This is a genomic window from Neobacillus sp. (assembly GCF_031988165.1).
Taxonomy (GTDB): Bacteria; Bacillota; Bacilli; order Bacillales; family Cytobacillaceae; genus Neobacillus; species Neobacillus rhizosphaerae.
The window spans coordinates 41,552-67,170 of record NZ_DALZYO010000031.1 but is presented as its reverse complement, the minus strand read 5'-3'; the positions used below and the strand labels follow the sequence as shown (position 1 = coordinate 67,170).

The 25,619-nt window shown below is 38.5% G+C and carries 24 protein-coding genes and 1 riboswitch; of the genes, 5 read left to right on the top strand and 19 right to left on the bottom strand.

Features of this window, described 5'->3' with window-relative positions:
• Nucleotides 1–160: 160 nt before the first annotated feature.
• The 3 genes from RTR43_RS17950 to RTR43_RS17940 form a co-directional block, all read right to left on the bottom strand.
• Complete coding sequence (locus RTR43_RS17950) at nucleotides 161–292, bottom strand: anti-repressor SinI family protein (protein WP_312473595.1); 132 nt, start codon at nucleotides 290–292, stop codon at nucleotides 161–163.
• Between the two features lie 30 nt (nucleotides 293–322).
• A riboswitch (cyclic di-GMP riboswitch) is annotated at nucleotides 323–414 on the bottom strand.
• A gap of 265 nt (nucleotides 415–679) precedes the next feature.
• Nucleotides 680–1,657 carry a carbohydrate kinase family protein gene (locus tag RTR43_RS17945; RefSeq protein ID WP_312473594.1) on the bottom strand — a complete coding sequence of 326 codons (978 nt, stop codon included), beginning with the start codon at nucleotides 1,655–1,657 and terminating at the stop codon, nucleotides 680–682.
• 487 nt (nucleotides 1,658–2,144) lie between these two features.
• Entirely contained in the window at nucleotides 2,145–2,519 is a 375-nt protein-coding gene (locus RTR43_RS17940; protein ID WP_312473593.1) for a DnaJ family domain-containing protein, read from the bottom strand.
• A 142-nt stretch (nucleotides 2,520–2,661) separates the two neighbouring features.
• Here RTR43_RS17940 and RTR43_RS17935 point away from each other — a divergent pair, with 142 nt between their 5' ends.
• Entirely contained in the window at nucleotides 2,662–2,820 is a 159-nt protein-coding gene (locus tag RTR43_RS17935) for a hypothetical protein (protein WP_312473592.1), read from the top strand.
• Between the two features lie 43 nt (nucleotides 2,821–2,863).
• On the opposite strand, the gene hutH is transcribed toward RTR43_RS17935, so the two are convergent.
• The gene (hutH, locus tag RTR43_RS17930; RefSeq protein ID WP_312473591.1) at nucleotides 2,864–4,387 is read right to left on the bottom strand and encodes a histidine ammonia-lyase; all 1,524 of its coding nucleotides are present in this window, start codon (nucleotides 4,385–4,387) and stop codon (nucleotides 2,864–2,866) included.
• A gap of 417 nt (nucleotides 4,388–4,804) precedes the next feature.
• Nucleotides 4,805–6,994, bottom strand: coding sequence for a DNA topoisomerase III (locus RTR43_RS17925; RefSeq protein WP_312473590.1), 2,190 nt, complete (start codon nucleotides 6,992–6,994; stop codon nucleotides 4,805–4,807).
• 259 nt (nucleotides 6,995–7,253) lie between these two features.
• Between RTR43_RS17925 and RTR43_RS17920 the strand changes: the two genes are divergently transcribed.
• The 4 genes from RTR43_RS17920 to RTR43_RS17905 all read left to right on the top strand — a co-directional run bounded on the left by RTR43_RS17920 (nucleotide 7,254) and on the right by RTR43_RS17905 (nucleotide 11,436).
• A complete protein-coding gene (locus tag RTR43_RS17920) occupies nucleotides 7,254–8,519 on the top strand; it encodes an MDR family MFS transporter (RefSeq protein ID WP_312473589.1) in 1,266 nt (421 codons plus the stop codon).
• Nucleotides 8,520–8,995: 476 nt separating this feature from the next.
• Complete coding sequence (locus tag RTR43_RS17915) at nucleotides 8,996–10,228, top strand: aminopeptidase (protein ID WP_312473588.1); 1,233 nt, start codon at nucleotides 8,996–8,998, stop codon at nucleotides 10,226–10,228.
• A gap of 132 nt (nucleotides 10,229–10,360) precedes the next feature.
• Nucleotides 10,361–10,750, top strand: a complete 390-nt coding sequence (gene mscL / locus RTR43_RS17910; protein WP_312473587.1) for a large-conductance mechanosensitive channel protein MscL — start codon at nucleotides 10,361–10,363, stop codon at nucleotides 10,748–10,750.
• A 50-nt stretch (nucleotides 10,751–10,800) separates the two neighbouring features.
• On the top strand, nucleotides 10,801–11,436 hold the full coding sequence (locus tag RTR43_RS17905; protein ID WP_248737604.1) for a Bax inhibitor-1/YccA family protein: 636 nt from the start codon (nucleotides 10,801–10,803) through the stop codon (nucleotides 11,434–11,436).
• A 200-nt stretch (nucleotides 11,437–11,636) separates the two neighbouring features.
• Here RTR43_RS17905 and RTR43_RS17900 read toward each other — a convergent pair whose 3' ends face one another.
• The 14 genes from RTR43_RS17900 to safA form a co-directional block, all read right to left on the bottom strand.
• Nucleotides 11,637–12,476, bottom strand: coding sequence for a DUF1129 domain-containing protein (locus RTR43_RS17900; protein WP_312473586.1), 840 nt, complete (start codon nucleotides 12,474–12,476; stop codon nucleotides 11,637–11,639).
• A 5-nt stretch (nucleotides 12,477–12,481) separates the two neighbouring features.
• Entirely contained in the window at nucleotides 12,482–12,805 is a 324-nt protein-coding gene (locus RTR43_RS17895) for a PadR family transcriptional regulator (protein WP_312473585.1), read from the bottom strand.
• 548 nt (nucleotides 12,806–13,353) lie between these two features.
• Nucleotides 13,354–15,093, bottom strand: a complete 1,740-nt coding sequence (locus RTR43_RS17890) for an aromatic amino acid hydroxylase (protein ID WP_312473584.1) — start codon at nucleotides 15,091–15,093, stop codon at nucleotides 13,354–13,356.
• Between the two features lie 40 nt (nucleotides 15,094–15,133).
• Complete coding sequence (locus RTR43_RS17885; protein WP_312473583.1) at nucleotides 15,134–15,652, bottom strand: RNA polymerase sigma factor; 519 nt, start codon at nucleotides 15,650–15,652, stop codon at nucleotides 15,134–15,136.
• Nucleotides 15,653–15,750: 98 nt separating this feature from the next.
• Nucleotides 15,751–17,082: a polysaccharide biosynthesis protein gene (locus tag RTR43_RS17880; RefSeq protein ID WP_312473582.1), complete on the bottom strand. Its 1,332-nt coding sequence runs from the start codon at nucleotides 17,080–17,082 to the stop codon at nucleotides 15,751–15,753.
• A 99-nt stretch (nucleotides 17,083–17,181) separates the two neighbouring features.
• Nucleotides 17,182–18,957 (bottom strand): FTR1 family iron permease, encoded by a 1,776-nt coding sequence (locus RTR43_RS17875; RefSeq protein WP_312473581.1) that lies wholly within the window; start codon nucleotides 18,955–18,957, stop codon nucleotides 17,182–17,184.
• A 30-nt stretch (nucleotides 18,958–18,987) separates the two neighbouring features.
• On the bottom strand, nucleotides 18,988–20,268 hold the full coding sequence (gene efeB, locus RTR43_RS17870; RefSeq protein ID WP_312473580.1) for an iron uptake transporter deferrochelatase/peroxidase subunit: 1,281 nt from the start codon (nucleotides 20,266–20,268) through the stop codon (nucleotides 18,988–18,990).
• Between the two features lies 1 nt (nucleotide 20,269).
• Complete coding sequence (gene efeO, locus RTR43_RS17865; protein ID WP_312473579.1) at nucleotides 20,270–21,118, bottom strand: iron uptake system protein EfeO; 849 nt, start codon at nucleotides 21,116–21,118, stop codon at nucleotides 20,270–20,272.
• Between the two features lie 149 nt (nucleotides 21,119–21,267).
• Nucleotides 21,268–21,900, bottom strand: a complete 633-nt coding sequence (locus tag RTR43_RS17860) for a response regulator (RefSeq protein WP_312473578.1) — start codon at nucleotides 21,898–21,900, stop codon at nucleotides 21,268–21,270.
• Nucleotides 21,893–22,939, bottom strand: a complete 1,047-nt coding sequence (locus RTR43_RS17855) for a sensor histidine kinase (RefSeq protein ID WP_312473577.1) — start codon at nucleotides 22,937–22,939, stop codon at nucleotides 21,893–21,895. Before RTR43_RS17855 ends, RTR43_RS17860 begins: the two co-directional genes overlap by 8 nt.
• Complete coding sequence (gene liaF / locus RTR43_RS17850; RefSeq protein WP_312473576.1) at nucleotides 22,936–23,670, bottom strand: cell wall-active antibiotics response protein LiaF; 735 nt, start codon at nucleotides 23,668–23,670, stop codon at nucleotides 22,936–22,938. Before liaF ends, RTR43_RS17855 begins: the two co-directional genes overlap by 4 nt.
• A gap of 108 nt (nucleotides 23,671–23,778) precedes the next feature.
• Nucleotides 23,779–24,423 carry a PspA/IM30 family protein gene (locus RTR43_RS17845; RefSeq protein WP_312473575.1) on the bottom strand — a complete coding sequence of 215 codons (645 nt, stop codon included), beginning with the start codon at nucleotides 24,421–24,423 and terminating at the stop codon, nucleotides 23,779–23,781.
• A 20-nt stretch (nucleotides 24,424–24,443) separates the two neighbouring features.
• Nucleotides 24,444–24,791, bottom strand: a complete 348-nt coding sequence (locus RTR43_RS17840; RefSeq protein ID WP_312473574.1) for a lmo0954 family membrane protein — start codon at nucleotides 24,789–24,791, stop codon at nucleotides 24,444–24,446.
• 151 nt (nucleotides 24,792–24,942) lie between these two features.
• Nucleotides 24,943–25,557 (bottom strand): SafA/ExsA family spore coat assembly protein, encoded by a 615-nt coding sequence (safA, locus tag RTR43_RS17835; RefSeq protein WP_312473573.1) that lies wholly within the window; start codon nucleotides 25,555–25,557, stop codon nucleotides 24,943–24,945.
• Nucleotides 25,558–25,619 lie beyond the last annotated feature (62 nt).

The window sequence follows — 25,619 nt, the reverse complement described above, 5'->3', positions numbered from 1 at the left end:
CGCTGGGCGCTGGAGCTGGATTCAGATAACTATTTCAAGTTATCAACACTAAATTTATTTATAATTTCCTATACAATGAAGAAAAGCATTCTACAAAAAATAAATTTTTGCAGAATGCTTTTTTTACTTTTATGTAAGTCTTGTTATTTATTCTTCTTGGTTAGCTTTTCCCCTCTTGCTTACTAAAGAAATCACGTACTTCTTCTATTGACAGCCCAAGTTCTTTTGCTTCTAGTATGAGTGCCATCCATTCCTGATCGATAACATCCACTTCACTTTCTGTAATAACCATTATTCTCACCCCAAAAATACATTTCGTATTTCAGGCAGCCCGGCCATCCTAACAAGCTCAACACTTGCCTTAGACCCTCGGCTTTGCGTCACTGTTTTTCAACAGGTTTGCCTTTTTCTGATTCTAAACCAACGATTGGATCCACAATGTACCTTTTTATCCACTTCCGACTAGGACTATCTACATAATCTTTAATGATATGTTTATTATATCTAGTCCTTTTTTAACAAAGTGTTATATTTTGTCATTTTTTTCTAATTTTCACACTTCTTTTTCTTGCATTTTACTCTGTTTTTTTACAAAAATCGCCATATTCTTTACTATTACGGATATGCAATGAAGAAAAGGGGGAGGAAATACTAGGAACAACTTCCTCCGCCTTCTTTATTATGGATAGCTAATTCCTTTACTGAAGTAGATTTGAAATGTTTCAAGTAGTTTTTGTTGGTTTAAATCGGGGTTAACTGTTTCACTCGTCTGGAGTGTAATTAATGAACATGAAAGGCCAATTTTACAGGAATCTTCCGTGCTGAGACCATTTAAATACCCAAATAATATTCCGGCAATCAAGGCATCATCTGCACCCGTTACATCCATTATCGGAACACTTGGAGGGACTAATGCCCCTGCATCACCCTGATTAGTAAAATAAATTAATCCTTGCTCTCCCCTGGTAATAACAACCCTTTCAACACCCTTTTTCAAAATTACTTCTGCTGCTCGATAGAAATCTCCTTCTGAATTAATTTCTAATTTTGCAAGAGCCTCAGCTTCTTTATGATTAGCTATCAGCCATGTTACACCTTCAAGTGACGCTGGCAATTTAGCGGTTTTAGGTGCAGACACAGTGGCAACACAAATAGGTACACCCGTATTTTTACAGCTATTAATTACCTGATTGATCACTTTGGCAGGAAAATTCGTGTCTAATAAAATCATTTTTGCGTTTTGAATATGAGATAGATTTTTATCAAAAAAGAATTCGTCTACTTCATCGTAAATAGCCATGTCTGCGAGGGCTACAGCCATATTTCCATCTATATCCAGCACAGCTGTATAGGTCCCGGTTGATTTCCCGTAAATAAATTCGATAAGGTTTATATCTACGAAATTTTTTGTGTTTTGCAGCAGCCACTCTCCTTCAGAGTCGGCTCCAATAATTGCTAATAAAGCAGTTTTAAGTCCAAGACGCCCTGAGTTTTCCGCGACATTTCTTGCTACCCCTCCTCTTGATTTCAAGCTTAAGGCAGGGTTTGATGTACCATACTCTAAATGTTTTAACGCCTGTATTTTTCGGTCTACATTGGCACCTCCAATACAGAGAACCTTCTTCTCTTCTAAAATTATTGCTTCCTGTTTGTTCATTTTTCGCGCTCACTCCTCTGAGTCGTATTAAAGTAAGTCAGGATTGCAATAATATCCATGCTTATATAACTATTACGATAAAAATTGTCAAAATCCTCTTAGAGAATATTGTAAGGATTGGTGAAGATTAAACCAAAATCATCTATTTTGATCAAATAGAGTGCTCGAATCCGCGTTGTATGGAGGATTGTTATTAAATTTGAAAGTCTTTTTTATTTATTATAACGAATAAATTTGTCTAAATTGTGACAAATAGCATATAATGTAAACAACATATAAATACACTAAATATTATTAATATTCTAAATAATGATGGCGGTGATGTAGGACAATGACTTTTATTCATGTGTTAAATTATTCAATTCCCATTGCGTTTATGGTCTTTGCTGGTTTTCTCTTAGATCGGATGTGCAAACCAGATAAAGTAGAAAAAAAAGCTGACGAAGAGTAATCTTTTATAGATTCTCAACTCGCACAGCTTTTTTTGTTATTTTAACTTCTTTTGCACCTTTTGTTCATAGTTTTTAAACATCGCGGAATTCGTTTTTACTCCTCGTTTTGACATCAACTGATTAAACCGCAGCAGTTTTTCGTTAAACTGTTTTTGGAGATTTTCCTTTTCACTACTGTCATCACATTTGTTAATTAAATCCCCTATGGACGTCATTTCCTGCCTGAGTCGTCCCTCTTCCTGAGTGTATCCGGCATTTTTCAATAATTTATAGGCCATTCGCAATTCTTCAGGAATTCCAGACAAATCCTCCAGCTGCAATGGTTTCCCAAAACCTGCAAGATTGTCAAACTCCCCGTCCTTGTAGCCCTTTTTTATACGGTCTTCTGAGACAATATGAAACAAATCCATTTTTACTGCCTCCTTTTTACCATAATCACTAACATAATTATAGCAAGTCTTTACTAATGATAAAATCAGATTTTGGAAGCAATTGTAATGATTTTTGTGAAATTCGGGAATGCTACCTGCATAGAAGAAAGGAGTGTTGAGTATGGCACGTGGAGAAGATTTTAACCATAAAAAGAAAAACCATCCTGGGAATTTCCCTAAAAACAGCTTAACGGAAAAACATACAAAAGAAGCGATTGGGGATGAAGAGTTCCTCGTCGTCCGAGAAGCATTTAAAAATAGGGTAGAAGAAGAAGAATAAAAGGCGTGAGATTTTCCACGCCTTTTTTCAATGGTGTTTCTTATTATTGTCCTTTTTCCATACTTAAACTTCTAATGAATGGAGAAAACTCAATTGTTTTTAACCACTCGGCTGCTTTTTCAATATCTGTGGAAAAAACACGATCTTGTTTAATAGAAAGGACTTGTTCGCGTCCTTTTTCATAGAATCCTTTGGTATGAGTTGCCATCTTATCTACCCCGCGAATCTCAACTGCCTGCATCGCACAAATCAACTCAATGGCGAGAACTCGTCTTGCATTCTGGATAATTTGATAGGCATGTCTCGATGCAATCGTTCCCATGCTGACGTGGTCCTCCTGATTAGCCGATGACGGAATCGAATCAACACTTGCTGGATGTGCGAGCGTTTTATTCTCTGAAACCAGTGCAGCTGCCGCATATTGCATAATCATGGCTCCCGACTGCAGGCCAGGTTCAGGGCTTAAAAATGGTGGTAAGTCATTTAATTGGGGATTGACTAATCGTTCAATCCGTCTTTCCGAAATATTCGCCAACTCTGCCACTGCAATTTTCATAAAATCCATCGCGAAAGCAATTGGTTGTCCATGGAAGTTCCCGCCAGAGATTACTTTTTCACCATCTTCAAAAATTAAGGGATTATCTGTTGCTGCATTCATTTCAATCTCTAATTTTTCTTTCACATAATCCAGCGCCTGCCAAGAAGCACCATGAACCTGAGGGATACAACGGAGTGAATAAGCATCCTGAACCCTTAGTTCCCCTTGCTGTGTTGTTAGCAAGCTGTCGCTTAAATACTGACGGATTCTTGCCGCCGTATCAATCTGCTGTTGATAGCCCCTAGCTATATGAACCTCTTCTGCAAAGGCATCAATGATTCCATTTAATCCTTCAATGGTCATCGATGCGATGAGCTCACTTTCATGGGCCAGTTGTTCCGCTTCAAGATATCCAACAACACCCATTGCTGTCATCGCTTGGGTACCGTTAATAAGGGCAAGTCCTTCCTTCGCCTCCAAGGTTACTGGTAAAATTCCTTCTTGCTGAAGCGCATCAAGAGAATCCATGCGTGTTCCTTTGTAAAATACCTCACCTTCACCGATTAAAACCAAAGCTAGATGGGATAGCGGTGCCAAGTCACCACTTGCACCAAGCGATCCTTGCTGAGGAATGACAGGGATAATGTCTTTATTTACTAAATCAATTAGCTTTTCAATGACAAGCGGTCTTATTCCTGAATAGCCCTTTAAAAGGGCGTTCGCCCTTAGGAGAACCATGGCTTTAGCCACAACCTCTGGAAACGGTTCTCCCACCCCGCATGCATGGGAGCGAATTAAATTTAGCTGCAAGTCTTGAACATGATCCTTATCGATCAAGACATCACTAAATTTACCAAAGCCCGTTGTAATTCCATAAACAACTTTTGATTCTGAAACGATTCTCTCCACTGCTTCGCGGCTCTTCAAGACAGCCTCCATACTCTTTTCAGAAGCGTTAACCTTTTGGTTACGATACAAAATATCTTTCATTTGCTCTAAAGTTAAACTTCCACCCGTTAGCGTGATCATATTTATCCCTCTCCTCTACCACTTTATCACAATAAAGAAAGAGGCTGGATTCCTTATCCGATTAGATTTGGAGTCCAGCCTCTTTTATGAAAACTACGGAATATTGAACTGTCTTTGGGAAATGCCTCATAAGTTATCATTCCATTCAACTATTCTATAAACTTTCTTCTTGATAATTATTGTATGGGAAGAAAACCTTTGCTGTCAATTAAATTTTCTGAATTTTAACACGATAATACTTTAGCAGGATAATAAATAAAAGGATATTGGCTCTTCTCAATTATGACAATTAATTTTTCTTCGTCCATCTCTTCCCTCAGCGGCTAGTGTACTTCGCGGTTCTCCCTACGATAACGAGAAAAATGGGGCTATTCATCAAGATTGAATATCTTGATGAATAGCCCCTTAAGTATGTTGTTAATCAAACTTCAACCCTTTTAATGCATCTGCAAACGCATTATTCACAGGTTCCTCATCTTTATTCTGGTTTTTCAAATACTTTTGTACAGTACGTTTATCCACTTTACCACCAGATTCTTTATTACGGCGTGCTTGGAAAGCAGATAATTTTTCACGATATCCACATTTACATGTGAAGATTTGGCCATCACCTTCACCACGTAGCTCAAGTTTTTTATGGCATTGTGGGCAGCGTGCATTTGTGACGCGTGCGACATTTTTACGATGTCCACATTCACGATCTTGGCACACGAGCATTTTACCTTTTTTTCCGTTCACTTCAAGCATTGGTTTTCCACAGTCTGGACAAGTTTTTGTGGAAATATTGTCGTGCTTATATTTTTTACCACTTGCTTTAATTTCAGCAACGATTTCTTTTGTGTATTTTTTCATTTCACTGATAAACACTTCTTTTTTCAACTTGCCATGTGCAATTTGATCAAGCTTTTGTTCCCACTCCGCTGTCAAAGTAGGAGATTTTAGCTCTTCAGGAACTAAATCCAACAATTGGCTTCCTTTAGAAGTAAGATGAATGTCTTTGCCGTGCTTTTCGATTAAGAATGTATTGAATAGCTTTTCAATTATATCAGCACGTGTAGCAACAGTACCTAGTCCACCAGTCGATTTTAACGTTTCTGCAAGCTGCTTATTTTGCGTGTCCATATACTTCGTTGGGTTTTCCATTGCCGATAGTAATGTCGCCTCATTAAAACGTGCAGGTGGAGTTGTTTGACCTGATGTTTGTGCGATTAATTTCACGTTTAAGGTATCGCCTTTTTCGATGCGAGGTAAAATCTGTTCTTTCAGATCATCAGTTGCATCGTCATCTTCAAAGCGATTTTCATATACTTCTTTCCAACCAACCGATAAAATGGTTTTTCCTCTTGCAACGAAGTTCTCATCACCGATTTTCGCACGAAGCGTTAATTGCTCGTACTCGAATGCTGGGAATAATACCGCTAAGAATCGTTTTACTACTAAATCATATATTTTGCGTTCTTTATCTGTGAAGGCTGAGAAGTTTACATAGCTTTCTGTTGGAATAATGGCATGGTGATCTGATACTTTACTGTCATCAACAAATGCTTTTGTAATTTTTATCGGCTTGTTTAAGACCTTATTAGCTAACGAACGATATTCCCCCACTCCACATGCTTTCAAGCGTTCTGGCAGCGTTCCGACAATATCTGAAGAGATGAACCGTGAATCAGTACGAGGATACGTTAGAACTTTATGTTGCTCGTACAGCTTTTGCATAATGTTTAACGTTTCCTTTGCTGAGTAACCAAAGATTTTATTCGCATCACGTTGTAGTTCTGTTAAGTCATAAAGACCTGGAGAAAAAGACTTCCTAGGCTTTTTCTCAATTTCCGTTACAATGGCATTTTGTTTGCCTAGCTTTTTCACAATCGCATCGATTTTCTCTTTATCAAAGCTACGACCGTTACCTTTCGCATCTTGCCAAGTCAACTTTAATTTGTCTGTTGTTTGGGCTTCGATACCATAATATGTTTGTGCTTTAAAGTTTTTGATTTCGTTCTCACGTGCTGCAATCATTGCAACAGTAGGTGTTTGTACACGACCACAGTTTAGTTGGGCATTGAACCTAGTTGTTAATGCACGTGTTGCATTAAGACCGATATACCAGTCAGCTTCTGAACGTGCGACAGCTGAAGCATATAAATTGTCATATGCTTTACCAGGCTTCAAGTTTGCAAAGCCATCTTTAATCGCTTTATCTGTAACAGATGAGATCCATAGACGTTTAATTGGTTTATTGACTTTTACTTTATCAATAATCCAACGCGCGACTAGTTCCCCCTCTCTCCCTGCGTCTGTAGCCACAATTATTTCATTGACATCATTTCTAGTCAGCACACTTTTAACAGCATGAAACTGTTTTCCAGTCTGCTTAATGACTGTCAATTTTAATCGCTCAGGTAGCATTGGTAGATCTTCTAAATTCCATGTTTTATATTTCACATCGTAACTTTCTGGGTCAGCAAGTGTGACTAGGTGTCCTAGTGCCCACGTAACGATATATTTATCGCCTTCAAGATACCCATTTCCTTTTTTATTACAATTCAGCACACGTGCAATATCTCGTGCGACAGAAGGTTTTTCAGCAATTACAACACTTTTTGCCATATGTTTAAACATCCTTTCGAGTTTCCATAAGTTAAATATAGCATACCTACCTAATGGATTCAGTTATTAAGAGCCTTTCTCCTGCTTCTTTATCTAATGTAACGAACCAATCAAAGTCCCATTCTACCTATGCTTGGTAGTACTTCAATTATTCTCCATGACTAGGTTGGAAGGTGAGAATCCTAATTATAATTATTGTAATTTTCTCATTAAAGATAGTATGATGTAATGGTTAATGAGGGAGAAACGGAGTTATGACATGAGGATTAGAGACTGGGATTCAAATTTAAAGGTTCGCTTGTTTGGGGAAGCAATGATGAACATTACGTATTGGATGTTTTTTCCCTTCCTGGCGATTTATTTTGCGGATGAATTTGGTAAAAATAAAGCAGGATTATTATTAGTTTTTTCACAGTTATTTTCAGTATTTGCGAATTTGATGGGCGGATATTGTGCCGATCGTTTCGGCCGAAAACGGATGATGGTTCTTTCCTCATTTGGTCAGGGGCTTTCCTTCTTAGCCTTTGCCATCGCCAGCTCACCTTGGTTTCAGTCTCCATGGGTAGGGTTTGTATCCTTTGCGTTTGCCGGTGTTTTCGGTTCGTTTTACTGGCCTGCGAGCCAGGCCATGGTGGCTGATGTGGTGAAGGAAAAGGATCGAAGCAGCGTGTTTGCGATTTTTTATACGTCCATCAATATTGCTGTGGTGATTGGACCCATTTTAGGAGCCATTTTTTATGTTCACTATCGCTTTCAGCTCCTGCTTATAGCCGCAGTAGTTTGTATGTTATTAGGACTGATTCTAGCAAAATGGACACGAGAAACGGCTCCTATTCATCAAAATACATCTCATTCCCGAGACGGTAAATGGTATTACTTTTTACAAAGTCAACTTAAGGATTATGCGCTCATTGTGAAGGATAAAACCTTCCTATTATTTATTCTTGCCGGTGTTTTAGCTGGGCAGACATTTATGCAATTGGATTTATTATTTCCTGTTTACATTAAGGAAGTGGTTAAACATCAAAGCCTTTTTTCCATTGGAAGTTGGTCATTTGCCGTTAAAGGTGAGCAGGCATTTGGGATTGTGCTTGCTGAAAATGGCTTCCTCGTTGCCCTAATGACTGTTGTTGTAACGAAGTGGATGGGAAAATATTATGAGAGAAACGTATTTGTTCTCTCCTCGGTCGTCTATGCTATTTCGATTATCCTTTTTAGTCAAACCCAGTGGATTTGGGGATTTATTTTAGCAATGGTTGTTTTTACGTTTGCAGAATTAATGGGTGCTGGGCTACAGCAAAGCTTTGTGTCCAGACTCGCACCTGAACACATGAGGGGACAATATTTTGCTGCCGCTAGCTTGCGCTATACAATCGCTCGGACCATCGCACCACTTTCCATCCCTATGACAAATTGGATTGGCTATGGATGGACATTTTTTGTCCTCTCCATTCTCGCCCTTGTCAGTGCGGGATTATATTGGATAATGTTTCATACATTTGAAAAACAAAAAATAGTTGTTTAGGTTAGAAAAATGCTAGGGAGCTTGCGCTACAATTTTCAAGGTTCAATATATAAATTCTAATATTTTGAAAAAAGCACCCGTTTGGTGCTTTTTTCTTTAATTAATTTGAAAAAATATTTTCAAAAAATTTAAATAATTCAATAAATAATTGTACTAAATTGTTCACATTTGGGTCTTTAAGTATTATAATTAGTGTGTAAAGGTTTAATAATCTAAGGGCGGTGGAATCAATGGAATTATCGCAATTCATGGCTCCAACTTCATTGTCAGGAATTATTACATTTCTCGTTATCTTTTCCGCAGGTGTTTATTTTAATATAAAAGTATATGGTAGCAAGCTGCAGTAGAGATAATCTATCTTTACTGTTTTTTTGTGGACTTTTTTAAGCATACTATCCATCAGTAGCTTGCAGTTTCTTTTTCCGTTTAAAAACGATACAATGTATAGGAAGATTCTGAAAAAAGGAGATATACATATGAGTGGATTTCAAAAAAACATTGAGAAATATGCTGAACTCGCCGTCAAGGTCGGTGTCAATGTTCAGAAAGGTCAAACATTAGTGGTTAACGCAACTATAGATGCAGCTGAATTTGTTCGTTTAATTGTCAAAAAAGCATATGAAACTGGTGCACAAAATGTCATCGTCAACTGGAACGATGATACCGTCAACAGAACAAAGTACGATTTAGCACCCGATGAGGCTTTTCAAGAATATCCAATTTGGCGTGCTAAAGAAACAGAAGACCTTGCAGAAAAAGGGGCAGCCTTTATGTCAGTTGTATCGTCTAGCCCTGATTTATTAAAAGGTGTGGATCCTGAACGGATTTCCAACTTCAATAAGGCAGCTGGAAAAGCATTAGCAAAATATCGGAAAGCAATACAATCGGATAAAGTAAGCTGGACTGTGATTGCAGCCGCAGCACCAGCCTGGGCTAGTAAAGTATTTCCTGACGAGCCGGTAGAAACCCAAGTAAACAAGCTTTGGGAAGCGATTTTTAAAGCGACGCGTGTAGATGTTGAAAATCCCGTGGAAGCTTGGAAAAAGCATGATGAAACCCTTCATGAGAAGGTCCGTTATTTAAATGAAAAGAGCTACCAGAAACTTCATTATACAGCTCCTGGTACTGACTTAACGATTGAGCTTCCGGAAAAACATCTTTGGGTGGGTGCTGGCAGTACCAATGAACAAGGCATTGAGTTTATGGCCAACATGCCGACTGAGGAAGTTTTCACCGTGCCATTAAGAACGGGTGTCAATGGAACAGTTGCCAGCACGAAGCCATTAAGCTACGGGGGCAATATCATCGACCGCTTTTCAATTACCTTTGAAAATGGAAAAATTGTTGGGGTAAAAGCAGAGGAAGGCGAAGATATATTGAAGCGTCTTGTCGAAACAGATGAGGGCTCTCATTATCTTGGTGAAGTCGCACTTGTTCCTTTTGACTCACCTATTTCACAGTCTAATATTCTTTTCTTTAACACTTTGTTTGATGAAAATGCCTCCAATCATTTAGCAATCGGAAGTGCTTATGCTTTCTGTATTGAAGGCGGCAAGAAAATGGCCTCTGATGAACTAAAGGAAAAAGGATTGAATGAAAGTATTACCCACGTTGATTTCATGATTGGTTCCGCCGAAATGAACATCGATGGAATTACCTCCGATGGAAAAAGTGAACCTGTATTTAGAAACGGAAACTGGGCGTTTTAATACACATACCAATAAAAGAGCAGGAATCACCTGCTCTTTTTTCTTTTGAAAAACATTGTGATTGCATTTTAACATTGGTAAAGGATACAATATACAATTAAGAAAATAAGAAAAATTTTGGAGGATTCATTTATGTGGAATGAATTTAAGCAATTTGCCATGAAAGGCAACGTCATTGATTTAGCAGTCGGGGTCATTATTGGCGGAGCATTTGGAAAAATTGTTTCTTCGCTTGTCGCCGATGTAATTATGCCGTTGGTTGGATTGATAATCGGGGTAGCAGATTTTAGTAAACTTGCCTATGGAGATTTAAAATATGGCCAATTTATTCAAACAGTTGTCGATTTCTTTATTATCTCTTTTTCCATTTTCCTCTTTGTGAAGTTTCTTAATCGTTTTAAAAAGAAACAGGAACCAGCACCAGTCGTTGCTAAAGTGGATCGTAGTGAAGAGCTTTTAGCTGAAATTCGGGATTTATTAAAAGAGGATAGAGATATTTTAAGAAAAAATGAAACATCTTGACCACTTCTTCGTATATCTTTAATAAGAAAATATTTTTGAGGTGAAAAAAAATGTATACACAAACATCTACGGAATTCTTACCATCAGTCTTACGGACGTTTGCTCTTTCCTTGGCGATTGCCTTCCTAGGCACAATGGCTGGAGTCTTTGTACCACAAGGTTTATTTATGCCATTAGCCATTCTCGAATTTGTTATGATTATGTCTGCTTTCCTTTTTAGACGGAAAAAAGCTATTTCTTATTCATTTCTTTATATTTTTACCTTTATCTCTGGAATTACCATGTTCCCAATCGTAAATCACTATTTAACTACTGTAGGTGGAAATGTAGTTGTCATGGCATTTGCCAGTACCACAGTTGTCTTTACAGGCGTAGCTATTTACGCAACAAAATCAAAAAGGAACTTCTCCTTTTTAGGTGGATTTCTGCTTGCGGCCTTACTTGCATTAGTGGCGATTTCAATATTTAATATTTTCTCCCCATTAGGCTCAACAGCCATGCTTGCTTATTCCTTTATCGGTGTCTTGGTTTTTAGTGGTTATGTTCTCTTTGATTTTAACCGAATGAAACACCACGGTGTAAGAGCAGAAGAAGTTCCATTGATGGCATTAAACTTATATTTAGATTTCATTAACCTATTCATTAGTATCCTTCGTATTTTAGGGATTCTTTCAAGTAAAGACTAATATTAAAGGGAGCTTGGATTTCCAGAGGGCACTGAAAATCCTTCGGATTTTTTAAAAAGATTCTATGTAACCAACCAAAGAAACGACTCAAAAATCCAAAACGTGATTTTTGAGTCGTTTCTAATTTGACGTATTGTCATTCATTTAAAGGTTGTTAAAATGGTACATCTTTATTGTAAATGGACAAATTTTATTCATAGCTAATTTTCATCTTTCATTTTTCGAAGTAGTAACCATTGGGCTATTGCAAAGAGCGCAACAGCTAAAATAATGCCAAGAACGGCAAAAGTTGGGTTTTTACCATCTTGGAAAAATTCCTTCGTTTGTGGAATCCTTAATAATAAACCAAAAATCCCCAAAGTGATAACGAAAATAAGACCTCCATAGAATTCTCGTTTCTTTTTGAATATAACATAAACAATTGCCATGATTAATATAACAAGAATGGCAATCCAATCAAATGGGGCACCAATTTTTACAATACCTTGTTTCGGTGTATAAAGCTGAATAAGGAAAAATAAGCAAAATGGAATCATTGCCATTATCCAAACTACGAAAAATTTAATTAACCTAGGTAATTGTTTTTTTATATAAATACTCAGATGTAACAATTTAAGGACGCCATAAACCAATGCAACTGAAAAAATCCCATTCAACAATATAACAAATACATTTACTTGTAATGTTGGTGCTGTAAAACTACCGACAATGGTATAAAACGTACTGATTAAAAAAATCCAACCACTTATTTTAAAAATCGATTTCCATGAAGGTTTATCAAATTGCTTTGTCAGTTGATCGACGACTTCTTTCGGATTTTTACCGAAATACTCTTCTGCCGATTCATCATGCTTTTGCGCTTCTAAAATATCTTGTAATATCGTCATTAAATGTCGTTCTGTTTCTAATTCTTCATAGAAAAATCCAAATGTTCGCATATACACCAGAATATCTTCATAGTACACTTTATTTTCTGGGGATAGCTGTTCTCTAAGATTGTTATTTTGCTCCACTAATTGTTTAGCTACATCATTTTTCATCCCATTCACTCTCCACTTTCCAAAATCCGATTCACTTTTACAATCAATGAACTCCATTGTTCTTCAAAACCCTCTAATTGTTCTTCTCCTTCAGGTGTAATAAAGAAGTATTTTCGATTGGGTCCATCTGGTGAAGCGAGCTCGTTACTTTTAATTAGCCCTTGTTTTTCTAACTTTTGCAGTAGAGGATAAATCGTTCCACCTACTATTGTTGTAAACCCATAATTACGCATCATTTGTACAAGTTCATAACCGTATACTTGTTGTTTTTTAATAATAGATAGCACACAACCTTCAAGTACGCCCTTTAATAATTGCGTCTCCTTCATTTACTCACCTCACTAATTTGTAATGCATACTAGTTAAACATACTGTATCATACAACAACTAGTTTGTAAAACATACTAGTTGGATTCTAGCTATTTGTTGGCTCAAAATAAAGTTTAATCAAAAGAATGCTATAAACGTTGTTTTTGGATAAATAGTTTGATGAGAAAATATAAGGAAGTTGGTATAACGTAGTCGTTAAGTTTACTCAAAAGATTATCTTTCGGAACAACTAACTCACAAATATCCATATATGGACTGAAAATCATTGATTGTTGATTTTGTATCATAGTATCCACCCGTTTGAAATTGAGCCGATAATAATAAAGGAAAAAAGGTATAATTCCCTCTGAATATGAGGTATTATACCTTTTTTCCTTTGGATATGTTAAAGGTCATTGTTGATTTTTTAACACTGTTGATTGGAGCGGAAGGCGCGAGGCTCCTGCGGAAAGCGAAGCTCCTGGAGAGCAAATCAACAACCAAGTTTAAAAGTGCCTTTAATTTAATAGGTACTTTTTCAGTGCCCTCGATTTCCAAGCTCCTTTTTTCAACTGTTATGAATTAAGGTTAACCCGCGTTGGATCATTTGTTTAACAGAAGGTTCCCAGTCAGTGTTCTGCAGCCTCTCTACGAGAAGAGCAAGATTAGGACTATTTTCATCATGCATCTGATATAGCTCTATTATTTCCAGCCGTAATAACCATTCACTAGGATATTGGTCTTCTAAAACGGCTAAAACATCATTAACTTGGAATAAACTATGTTCATTCCATTTAGCACCCTCGCGCAAGTTGCGTATTTCTTCGTATAGATTCTCTAATTCATTCCAACTCTGCTGCACCGATATTTCCTCTATTTCTTCTTTTGGCTCGAACTCAAAATAGGCATCTGTATCTGCAGCACCAGCATATACAGAAGTAATGCCTGCACCAACTGCCATATCATACGTCCCCCAAGACGGATCAAAAAGGACCTGATCTCTGTATGTCACTAGGCAGTCCTTAAACGAGATGATGATTGGCTTTTCTGTGGACAACAAAATGTTAGTAACGATTCCCTCAACCTTCACTCCACTTTGGAAGGTTAAATGGACATCCTTTCCTTCGATAATCCCAAAATCCCGTAATTGTTCTTTTGAGCAATCTTCTAGAATAATATTACCTTCTAATCGGCCTATTGGCGTTCCAAATCCCTTACGATGGGTTTCTCTACCGTGCCCCGGCAATTGCTTATTTTCGATCGCTAATGCCGTCGGACCTTTTGTACGGAAATAAACAGCTTCCCCGTTTCCATCCTTTACAATTGCAGCTAATGTGCCGGTTACTTGCAAATCAGAAGAAAATGCCATTGTTGCTAGACTATCAGAATGTAGTGCTTTATCAAGACTTTCCGTTCCGCCTTTTCGAAATGCCATGGTAGAAGCAAAGTGATCGATGGCCGCTACTAATTCCTCAAAGTTTTTACAAACAAATAATTGCGGCTGTGGCTTGGTAACATCATATGGGGTCATCACGCACTCTTCAACAGAAAAAGGAATTTTCTTGACATCATCCGCTAAGCAGCTTTGGCTTTCTCCTACCGACGAAAGTAAACCGGCCCCATAAATTTTTGGACTTTCCAGCTCGCCAATTAATCCATATTCCACTGTCCACCAAAATAGCCGTGACACTTGATCGGCTTCTGATAGACCTTTAACCTTCTTTCGCGCTTCAGCCACTTGCCTTTCTGCCTCTTTCACCTGCATTTGAGTCGAATGTGGATCCTCAGCAACAATCGTTAAATGGCGGACCGCTTTAAATACGTCCAACTTTTCCTTACTTGAAATCGACTTGGCACCCATTTCGCCAATTTTCCTAACAAATTCACGGTACGATTCATCTAATAATATTGGAGCGTGTCCTGCTGCCTCATGGATCATATCAGGTGCAGGTGTATAGGCAATATTTTGGATTTTCCTTATTTCCGTTGCTATCGGTAAAATGCGATTAGCTAAAAAACCATAAAAGGCAGAGCCCGGGATTAACCCATCGATGGTCACAGCCCCCCAGCCGACTTTTGCTAGACTCGTATTCATGTCATCTACTTTCGGAATGGATTCGGTTTTGATTCCTGAATCTACTAAACCATTGACATAAGCAGGATGGGCAATCTTTTTCAAGAAATAATGATTTTGCTTCATGACGAACCGCCAAACGGCATGGTCGATTGGCGTATAGTGATGGTAATATTGCTTCGAAATAAATGGCTGTAAATGTGCCATGGACCTTTTTGTTGCTTTTCCAGTCATCTGAATCTTCCCCTTTTCAAAAAATATTGAAGATGGAGCATCAAGCTAGTGACAGCATTTTCGGACGCAACCGATCCTTTGCCCGTTTCATTCTTGTTTTTACCGTCGACATTGGCAGATCGCTTTGTTTCGCTATTTCAACTAGAGTTAAATCCTGATAGTAATAAAGATAAATAGGATAGCGATATATTTCGGGTAATAGGTTAACCTTTTCAGCCATTTGTTCCGCAGAAAATTTATGTAGGACTTCCTCTTCAGGAATAGAAGCGGGTTCAAACGATACTGAATACGAATAAACCCCTTCCTTCCAAAAATCCTTTGACTTATTTTCTTTCCGCCAATAATCTCGGCATTTATTAACGGCAACCGTATAAAGCCAACTTTTGTATTTACTTTGCTCCTTTATTGAAGGATATGCTAAATAGGCAGATAGTAAAACTTCCTGATAAAGATCCTCCGCAAGTTCTTTGTGTTTGACTAACGAAAAAATATATTTAAAAATGGAAGTTCCATATTCATTCACTAATTCTTCAAATGATTGTGTAAATCCTTCACGCATTTTAATTATCCTTCCCTTCTGTAAAAATAATCTTCATATTAATAGACGGAAAGGACTTGCTCATCCCCTACACTCTCCAAGCATTTTTTTATTCCTGATCACTCCGTTGCTTTTTGAATCATGCCTTTCATAAAAAGGGAAACACCAATCTTCTTACAAATCGTTAAATAATGCATAAGCGCTAATAAAACCGAGCCAGTATTCATCCCAATAATAACGCCATTCATTCTCCATTCCGGTGAGGAACCAAGCCAGAGGATGAGCGAAAAAGAGATGATAGTCGACCAAATGATATGAATAAATGCCTCCTTTATCAAGTCAAGGCCGATCAAAAAAGCCTGCATCGGCATGATAAAAAAGTGAAATAAGAAAAATGGCCAAAGTAATTGGAGGAAAACTGCCGATGTTCCGGTTTTAAAAAATAACGACGTAAGTTCAGGTGCAAAGAAGTAGAAAAGGGTGACGGCTGCAATGCCATATACAAGGGTAAGCTTCATTACCTGCTGAAGCATTTTTTGCAAGGTTGAATAATCCTTTTGAGAATAGGTTTTCGACACGGCTGGAATGAGGACAATCATTAACGAGTGGGCAATAAATGCCGGGAAGAAGCCAATTGATATAGCTACTCCCATCAGCATCCCAAATTGCTCGGTTGCGAGTACGCCGGTCATTCCAGAGTGTACCAAAGCCGCCTTAATTACGAATGGCTGAATCGCACCCGTGAACGCTGAAAACAAGCGTAAACCTGTTGTTGGAATGGATACCGCCATTAAACTCTTCCGAACTACCTTCCGATTCATATTGGAAAACGGCTGTCGTTTTAATTGTTGAAATTGAATAATAAACATGTAGATTAAATAAAGGAACACGACAATTTCACTGCCAATCAATGTGCCAATGGCGATTAACAATGCTTCCTCTGCATCAAAGGCAAAGAAGCGAAACAAGACAAACAATCCCCCAAGCTGAATCACTTTCCTTAAAAAGTTGGATACCGCAATTTTCCCCATCTGCTGCTTCCCCATGAAATACCCTCTGGCAACAGAAGTAAAAGAAATGACGGGAATAAGAATCATGACGAACCATCTAACATAGGGATGATACGTATTGAAAACCGGAATAAAGGGAATTATCAAGGTGGCTAATAAAAATAGGCCACACGTAAAAATAATCGTAATCGAAATCGCATGATAGAGAATATTCCGGTGATAACGTTCCTCTCTTTCGGCAATGAATTTAGAAATCGACACTTGCAGCTCAAAACTTGATAACAAGACAATCAAAAATATCGTTGGCAAAATGGACATATATAGCCCTAACCCATGGGACCCCAACTCGCGAGCAAGGATCATATTCACCAGGATTTCAATACCTTCACCTAAAAAAGCAGACCCCGCTAAAAAGAAAATCCCTCTGTAGTAAATAGCCACTTTCTAATTCCCTCTTTTCCTCTCTCACTTTTATTAATCTATGAGACAAGTACCGTGAATAGTAGGGAAAATTTTCATCCAACGAAAAAAAGGGCTGCATTAGCCCTTTTCCACCTTTGTCGTGCTGATCTGTTTTCCATCGTGTTTTTTTACTAAGATGGTCATGAAACCAATCACTGCTAGTAATAGTAATTGGGCAAGCGAGGTTTCCCAAGTTGGATATAGCCCGAGCCAGTCAATAAATGGAAAAGCATCAACCGTAGAGGTCGAAATCATTTTTGAAATCTGCAAGGCATGTATACTGATGCCAAGAATCTTAAATGACAAAAAGTAAATTAATATCGTCGCAGCTTTAAAAAATAAGCGAATCGGTATTTTTACACTGTAATGAATGATGACAAAACCAACGATGACTAAAATGATAATCGCTAATATAATACCAAGAACCAGCTGCATTAAACTAATATAGGGGGTAATACCAGCATAGAAGATAATCGTTTCTGCCCCTTCACGGAAAACAGAAAGAAAACTTATCAAGCTAAAGGAGAGGAGGCTTCCTTTGGCAATTGCCTGTTGCATTTGCTGATTAATGTATTTATTCCACTGAACGATACTCGACTTATTATGAAGCCACGCCCCTATTGTCAGCATCATCACTACCGCGATAACACCGACTAATCCCTCGATATATTCTCTGCTTGAAGCTGCCACGATTTGTGAAAATACAATGTTAATGATAATAGCAAGAATGGCACTGGCGATAATACCCGCGACCACCCCAAACCAAATCCACTTTTGTCTTGATGATTGGCCCATTTTTTTCAAAAAGGCAATTAATGTCACGACAATTAATAGACCTTCTAATCCTTCACGTAATAAAATAAGCGCTGCATCCCATAAAGAATAATTGGTTTTGCTCATTAACGGAGCGAGCCTTGAACTTATTTCATTAACAATGGCGCTAGCTTTCTCGGCCTTCACATTCTTTGAATTTAAGAGACTAATAGCGGTTGGAATCTTTGTTTCAATATCACTATAAAGCTTGCTATCCCTTGTCTGAACATCCCCTTCGACCATTGGCCATATTGTTAGGATTTCATTTAATTGATCACTCGCACTTTTGTAATCCTTTTGTGAAATTAGCTTTTCTGCTTTGCTTAACAATGTGGATAGGTCGGTTAGCGAGTAGTCCCCTTTGAGCTGTTTCGAACCATTTCCAGCCAAATAGTTTTCTACCTCAACTGTCAATTGGTCTATGTTTTGCTTGGCCTTTTCCATATCTGCCGGTTCCTGTGTAATAGCAATGCGAATCAGTGCCATGTATTTTTCAATGTTTCCATATGAAGCAATACTTTCATCATGGACTATTTTTTCCGAAGCTGTCCATTGATTCAGCAATTTTTGATATTGAGCCTTTAAACCCGCATCATTTTCTTTATTAAGCGATTCTTTAAAATGGTTGATTGATGGAATTAGCTGCTTTACTTGCTCCTTGCCTTTTGCTTTATCTGCGGGGTTTTGTTCTTTGTCATACAGTACAACTGCACTTGAAAGGAAGGAAAGACTTTTTGATAGTGCCTCTTTTTCTATATTATCTTTGGCTAATAATCTTTGAACCTCTTTTAGTTGCTTGTCAACCCTAATTGCCTGTTTACTATCAGCTTTCTTTATTGACTTCCATTCGTTTGCAAACTGTTCCATGTTTTTCGCTACAATGGTCTGTTCCCCATCCTTTGCTTTCATCAAACTATCGCCAATAAGGACGAAAAGCTCATCATGATTTTCTGCTGCAGCTACTGGCTGAACTGTTTGTAACAAAACGAATAACGTGATCATTAAAATAAATGGCTTCCCAATCTTAATCATACGTTGCATTTGTCTCTCTCCTCTATGAAAGGAAAAACACTAGTTAAAAAGTGTCTCTCCTATAAAACCGCCCTGTTTTGTTCCTGGTAAACATGCAAACATAGCACTGCCACGATGTGAAGTATACTCATTCAGCTTATCCATTTCCGAGAGTCTCTTTTGAATCGGAATAAATTGCTTACTTGGCGTCCGCTGGAAACATAAGAAGAGTAACCCTGCATCAAAGCTCCCTGTTTTCGGATCCATTCCATTGGAGTAAGAATAGGCCCTGCGGAGAATTTGCTCAGAACCATTGCCATGCGATAATCGTGTATGAGAATCACCAGGGATTGAATAGCTGCCATTTGCTTGTTTATGTTTCAAATCAAGTTTTTCAAATTCATCTTTTTGTCCAAGTGGTGCCCCGCTGGCACGGTATCGGCCAAATGTGGCTTCCTGTTCCTTTAAATTAGTACGATCCCAGACTTCGATAAACATTTGGATTCTTCGTACGACTAGATAACTTCCACCTGCCAGCCAGTTTGGGCCATCACCTTGCTGAACCCAGACATGCTCATTTACCTGGTTTTCGTTTTTCACATCGGGATTTACCGTTCCATCTTTAAAGCCAAACAAGTTTCTTGGTGTACCCTCTTTTGCATCAGCCTGCTTTGTCCGCTGAAACCCTGGCTGTGCCCATCTCAAAATAGCCTTGCCCCTTGCGATTCGAATCAAGTTTCTTACTGCATGAAAAGCCACCTGTGAATCATCTGCACAAGCTTGAATACATAGATCTCCTCCTGACCATTCCTCTTCCAATGCATCAAGCGGGAACTTAGGAAGATCGGCTAATTCTTTCGGCTGTTTTTGTTTTATACCAAACCGGTCTTGATTATCCTTAACAAAAAGACTTGGTCCAACACCAAAGGTAATCGTTAAATTGGAAGCTGAAAGACCAGCAGCCTCCCCCGTATCCTTTGGCGGAAGGAATTCATTACTGGAAAGCTCTCCAACAGGCTTCCCCTCTGACATTAAGGCTGCCGCCATTGTCCACTCTTTAAATAGCTTCACTAAGTCTTCTTTTTTGGAAGTTGTCACATCTAATGCGACGAAGTAAACATTATTTTGCGTTTTTGTAGTAATTCCGGCTTGATGTTTTCCGTAATACGAAACAACCTCTTTCGCCCCTGTGCTGGAGGCCTTACTTTCTGTGATAGACATCAAGCCACCTAAACCTGAAGCCCCAATAAGCACACCTATGCCGCCAACCCCGGCTGTTTTTAACATATCCCTTCGTGATATCGTTCCTTGAGAATCTGAGCTGCTTTCATTCTTCGCCATATTAGGACGCCTCCGTTACAATTCCTATTTGAGAAAGCGGTTCAGCTAGTGCATCAATAGCTTGGCTTAACTCTTTTACTTCTTCTTTTGACAAATCAGTATAAGATTTATAGCCGTCATCTTTTTTATGCTTGTTTAACAAGCTATAAACTTCATCAAAGCGGGCTCCAATTTCCTTGGAAAGCTCCGTATCTTTTTCCTTCAATGCTGGATTTAAAAGCTGATAAATCTTTTCTGCCCCCTGGACATTCGCGACAAAATCATATAAATCGGTATGGGAATAACGATCCTCTTCCCCTGTCACTTTTGAAGTAGATACTTCATTTAAGAGGTCGACTGCTCCCGTAATTAACATATCCGGTGTGACTTCAACGGTATCTACCTTAGCCCGAAGGAGATTCACATCCTTCATCAGCTGCTCAGCATACTGTTCATATCCCTTTGTTGTGTTTTCGTCCCATAATCCTTTTTCAATTCGGTGATAGCCGCCCCATTCTGCTTCCGGTACATCCCCTTCACGTGCATCAATCTTAGGGTCAAGGTCTCCAAACACTTCGGCAATTGGCTCTGCTCGTTCATAGTGCATTCGCGCTGGTCCATATAGTGCTTTTGCTTTATCGATTTCACCGTTTTTAACGGCTGTCGTAAATGCTTCCGTTGCTTTTACAAATTCCTCAATTTCTCCGATTGCATACTTACGGTATTCATCCGTTACCCCTTTTAGAGCATCGGCTGCAACATTCTTTGTTGTTTTTTCTTTTTCTGTTGTGGAAGTTGTATCCGTATTGGCACATCCAAATAGTAGGCTACTAGATAATAATAAAATTCCAGACAGTTTTATTAATTTCATATTTATGTATACCCCCGAATAATAATGATAATCATTTTCATTTATATCATACCAATAATTGAGAAGTATTTTCAATTGTATTTTTGATTTTTTTTAAAAAAATAAAAAAGGCTATCCAAAATACTTTTTAGACAGCCTTTTTCTGAGGTTCATTTTATTAACGAATGCTTAAAAGCATAAATGACCGCTTGGGTTCGGTCCTGGACGCTTAGTTTGCTTAAAATATTACTAACATGGGTTTTGACGGTCTTCAGTGCGATAAATAAATCATCAGCTATATCCTGATTGGTTTTGCCCTCCGCCATTAGCAGTAATATTTCCAGTTCCCGGCTCGTAAGGTCTTCATGTGGCAGATGTGTGTGTTTTTGACGCATTTTTACCATCATTTTTCCGGTTACTTCAGGTTCAAGAACGGATTGGCCATGGTATGTAGCTCGGACCGCATTGGCGATCTCACCAGCCTTCGAGGTCTTCAGCATATAGCTGGTTGCTCCGGCTTCAAGTGCAGGATATACTTTTTCATCATCCAAGAAGCTTGTTACAATAATCACCTTTGCTTCAGGCCACGCGTCGATTATTTGTCTTGTCGCTTCAATCCCGTCCATCTCTTTCATTACCAGGTCCATTAAAATGATATCTGGGCGGAGTTCAAGTGCAAGTTCCACACCTTTTTTTCCATTATCCGCTTCCCCAACAACCTCAATATCCGGCTGCGCCGATAAATAGGAAGAAACCCCAATTCTAACCATTTCATGGTCATCAACAAATACTACCCTAATCATTGGCACCATCTCCATTAATCATTACCGGAACTTTCACTTCTAGCCTTGTTCCTTTATTTTTCACACTAATTACCTTTAACGTGCCGCCCACTTCAACAGCTCGCTCATGCATATTTTGCATACCGTAAGAACCAGCCTTCATTTCGTTTACTTCAAAGCCAACTCCATCATCGACAATTCTTAAAATGACAAGGTCATCCCGTTTGACCATCAAAACCTCTAGCTTATTTGCCTTTGAATGTCTTAAGGTGTTCGAAACAGATTCTTGCAGAATCCGGAAAAGATGATCCTCTATTCCTTTATCTAAAGGAAAAGCTTCCACTTTCCAGTTTATATCCATTGTTACCTTTTGAGATAATTCGATTAATAGCTCCTCAATTCCTTCTTGGAGGGTTTTATTCTTTAAGGCAACAGGTCGCAAGTGTAAAAGAAGTGCACGCATTTCAAGCTGTGATTGGTGAATCATCTCTTCAACCAGCTTCAATTGCTTTGACTCCCTGTCATTTTCGGTCTGTTCTTTTGTTTCATTGATGGCTGACATCATCATTGATGCCGCAAATAATTGCTGACTGACAGAATCATGCAATTCACGGGCGAGACGGTTCCGTTCCTGTTCAATAATCTCTTGAATCCTTGCTTCCTGGTCTTCTACTTTTTCGGTTGCTAATCGTTGTGAAAGCTTTGCCTGCTCCGACATCTGTTTCCCAATTTTCTCAATCCGCTCAGCAATGATTTGCATTTCTGTAATCGCAGGCTTCCCTTTCACTTCTGTTTGTCTGCCTTCCTCTAATTGGTGCAGAGAGTGCTCAATCGCTAGGAACTGTTTTCGCCAGAAAAGACCTGAAATCCCTCCAAGTAAAATCCCTATCGCAATGCTAAAGACAGGAACAAAAATCACAATAGGAATATCCATGAAATGGCGATTCCATAACTCTGACCAGCCAATCCGGAAAACGAGAATAAAAACGGTCCCAACAATGATGGCGATGAGGAAGGAAAAGGCGAGACTCCAGACAATTTGCCGCTGGGTTGTACTCATATCCGGCTCACCTCTAAATTCCCCACGACGAGCGAGGTTAAGATTTTTACTTTATGCTCGGACTTTTCATAGCTTGGTGTTTTCAAGTGAAAAACTTGATTGAATATTTTCGAATTATGATTACCGAATACCGTTGTCGAACCTACCACACATGAATGGTGGATACTAACATCAATTTCATATGGCACAAGAATTTGAATATTACCAATGATATTGCGAATAAATATCACTGTTTCCCCTTCCGGCAGCATTGTGTAACTAAGATCGATAGTGGTATCGCCAATTCCAGTCTGAATGTTTACATCATTCCACTCATAAACACCAAAAGGAGTTTTTTGCTGGCCTAGGAAAATATTTTCAAACAGTGGCTTCGTTTGAACCATTGTCTCTTCTTGCTGGATTGGTCCAGGTTTGTTGATATCTGGGGTAATTTTCTTCGGGTTGTTTTTAGAATTTAAGAACTGGATAAAAAAGTGCAGTAAAATGGCTAACAATAAAAACTTAAATGTCATCATATTTAAAATGCTTATAATAAAAAAGATGATTCCCCCGAAGAAAAGGATCTTCCCCATCTTTTTACCAGCCTTTTTACGGCCAAGATAAATCATCCCGCCAGAAATAAAAAGAGAGAATATAAGCCCTCTGTTGAAAAATAAAATCTCCAATAGCAGGATAACTACACCGATTAAGACCAGCCATCCTATATAATCATTTTTGGCATTTTTAAACACTGGCTCACCCTCCCTTTTTATGGAATTTGGATTTTTTTGTATGAATAATATTAGATAGGTAAAAGGCGCAGAAACACTACGCCTTCTTTAGAATACCATGTTTTGAATTTAAATGGACTTGCTTTCTTCCAATTTCATTTCTTTTTCTAATTGCGCTACCCGAGCATCGATGGTACTTCGGTAGAAAGAACTGTTCATTTGGTGCTCTAAGCGGTCCAGATAGTTTTCAATGTCTTTAAACTTTGAGTAAGATTTATCTGAGTAAGTATTGGAATCGAGTACCTGGTTGATGCGAACGTTGGCGCGTGTTACATTTTCGCGCCCCATTAGTTCCATCCGGCGAAGATTCATGTCTTTAAGCTTGTGCTTCATTTCTTCATATTTTCTTTCTAATTCACTTAGCTGCTCTTTTACTTGTTCAAGAGAAGCACTTAGGCGCTGTGCACGGTCCGCATATTGTTGATACTCAGCTGACGCAAATTGGTTTAGCTCAGTTTCTCCTGCTTTCGAAGCAATTTCCGCTTGGTATTTCCTTTTGTCAGCTAATTCGCTGGCTTGGTGGTATTCTCTAGTAAATTCATCCTTCAACGTATATTGACGCTCTAACAGCTTTCTAACCTTTTCTGTTTCCTGTTCACACTGGCGAAGGTATTGGTTCAGTAAGGCAATTGGATTTTGTTTTTCCTTTTGATCAAGAGCCTCGTGTAAATCGGCAGTAATCGTGTTTTTGATTCTTGTAAATAAGTTTGTCATCGTTATTCTCTCCTTTAATCTTAATAATTTTTTAATTCATTCCATTGTTTTTCAAAATTGACGAATGGATCAGTTTCTTCTTTGATTTTCGTGTGCTTATTCTGGTTCCATTTTTTATAAACAAGGAAGAGCACATATGCTGCTGCGACACCAATAATGGCTGGTGCATTGTGTATAGAGGCCATAAGGACGATGAACCCGATGATACCAAGACCAATTTTTCCTCCAGTTGTTTCAGCCTTTAAAAACTGTTTGAATATGAAGTACAGGAGCACCAAGCTAACGAGTAAGCCCACCATCGGACCGATTGTTGAAAGCAAGATGACAGCTGCAATCCCGCCTACTAACAGTAAACCAAATTTTTTCATTTTGTTTTCACTCCTTTCTTTTCTTAATTTCATCTTACCTTTTTCCCTCGCTTTTCATAATTGCGCTTGAGCTTGATTTTCATATCGGTCTGGGGACGTAGAAAGGGTCAGTCCCTCAAGCAAATAGCTTGGAAACTGACCCTTTTATGCCTTATTTAGATATAAACATCTGTACCCAGTAATATCTTTGTGAGCCGCCCTGTGCATAGCCAACCCCAATATAGGTGGATTGCGCACTTAAAATGTTAGCACGATGACCAGAGCTATTCATCCAAGCTTGGACGACTGATGCCGGTGTAGTTTGCCCTGCGGCAATATTTTCAGCTGCCGAACGATAACTAATCCCAAAGTTCTTCATCATATCAAATGGACTTCCGTAAGTTGGACTCGTATGACTAAAATAGTTTTTGTCGCGCATATCCATAGCCTTATAGCGGGCCACCCTTGAAAGTTCCCAATCTGCAGTTAATGGTTTCAGACCATTTTTCGCCCGTTCTTGATTGGTTAACTGGATCACTTGACTTTCAATTGATTTAACCCCGCCTAGGTCAGGAATGGTTACTTTTTGACCTGGATAGATCAAATTAGGATTTTTAAATTGTGGGTTTGCTTGAATTATCTCCGAAATTCCCACCTGATATCTGACTGCGATTTTCCAAAGCGAGTCCCCTGGCTGAACGGTGTATATTTGCTGGGCAAAAGAAACACTTGGTATGCAAAAAAGAAAAAGTAAAGACAGAAAACTAATCCAAAAAGATTTTTTCATTTTTTCGCCTCCTCCGAATATATATTTTTGATTTCAAGCTCAAAATATACAGGGAACTGAAA

Coding starts and splice junctions, on each gene's coding strand:
- RTR43_RS17950 (WP_312473595.1), bottom strand. CDS start 292: ATGGTTATTACAGAAAGTGAAGTGGATGTTATCGATCAGGAATGGATG.
- RTR43_RS17945 (WP_312473594.1), bottom strand. CDS start 1,657: ATGAACAAACAGGAAGCAATAATTTTAGAAGAGAAGAAGGTTCTCTGT.
- RTR43_RS17940 (WP_312473593.1), bottom strand. CDS start 2,519: ATGGATTTGTTTCATATTGTCTCAGAAGACCGTATAAAAAAGGGCTAC.
- RTR43_RS17935 (WP_312473592.1), top strand. CDS start 2,662: ATGGCACGTGGAGAAGATTTTAACCATAAAAAGAAAAACCATCCTGGG.
- hutH (WP_312473591.1), bottom strand. CDS start 4,387: ATGATCACGCTAACGGGTGGAAGTTTAACTTTAGAGCAAATGAAAGAT.
- RTR43_RS17925 (WP_312473590.1), bottom strand. CDS start 6,994: ATGGCAAAAAGTGTTGTAATTGCTGAAAAACCTTCTGTCGCACGAGAT.
- RTR43_RS17920 (WP_312473589.1), top strand. CDS start 7,254: ATGAGGATTAGAGACTGGGATTCAAATTTAAAGGTTCGCTTGTTTGGG.
- RTR43_RS17915 (WP_312473588.1), top strand. CDS start 8,996: ATGAGTGGATTTCAAAAAAACATTGAGAAATATGCTGAACTCGCCGTC.
- mscL (WP_312473587.1), top strand. CDS start 10,361: ATGTGGAATGAATTTAAGCAATTTGCCATGAAAGGCAACGTCATTGAT.
- RTR43_RS17905 (WP_248737604.1), top strand. CDS start 10,801: ATGTATACACAAACATCTACGGAATTCTTACCATCAGTCTTACGGACG.
- RTR43_RS17900 (WP_312473586.1), bottom strand. CDS start 12,476: ATGAAAAATGATGTAGCTAAACAATTAGTGGAGCAAAATAACAATCTT.
- RTR43_RS17895 (WP_312473585.1), bottom strand. CDS start 12,805: ATGAAGGAGACGCAATTATTAAAGGGCGTACTTGAAGGTTGTGTGCTA.
- RTR43_RS17890 (WP_312473584.1), bottom strand. CDS start 15,093: ATGACTGGAAAAGCAACAAAAAGGTCCATGGCACATTTACAGCCATTT.
- RTR43_RS17885 (WP_312473583.1), bottom strand. CDS start 15,652: ATGCGTGAAGGATTTACACAATCATTTGAAGAATTAGTGAATGAATAT.
- RTR43_RS17875 (WP_312473581.1), bottom strand. CDS start 18,957: ATGCAACGTATGATTAAGATTGGGAAGCCATTTATTTTAATGATCACG.
- efeB (WP_312473580.1), bottom strand. CDS start 20,268: ATGGCGAAGAATGAAAGCAGCTCAGATTCTCAAGGAACGATATCACGA.
- efeO (WP_312473579.1), bottom strand. CDS start 21,118: ATGAAATTAATAAAACTGTCTGGAATTTTATTATTATCTAGTAGCCTA.
- RTR43_RS17860 (WP_312473578.1), bottom strand. CDS start 21,900: ATGATTAGGGTAGTATTTGTTGATGACCATGAAATGGTTAGAATTGGG.
- RTR43_RS17855 (WP_312473577.1), bottom strand. CDS start 22,939: ATGAGTACAACCCAGCGGCAAATTGTCTGGAGTCTCGCCTTTTCCTTC.
- RTR43_RS17845 (WP_312473575.1), bottom strand. CDS start 24,423: ATGACAAACTTATTTACAAGAATCAAAAACACGATTACTGCCGATTTA.
- RTR43_RS17840 (WP_312473574.1), bottom strand. CDS start 24,791: ATGAAAAAATTTGGTTTACTGTTAGTAGGCGGGATTGCAGCTGTCATC.
- safA (WP_312473573.1), bottom strand. CDS start 25,557: ATGAAAAAATCTTTTTGGATTAGTTTTCTGTCTTTACTTTTTCTTTTT.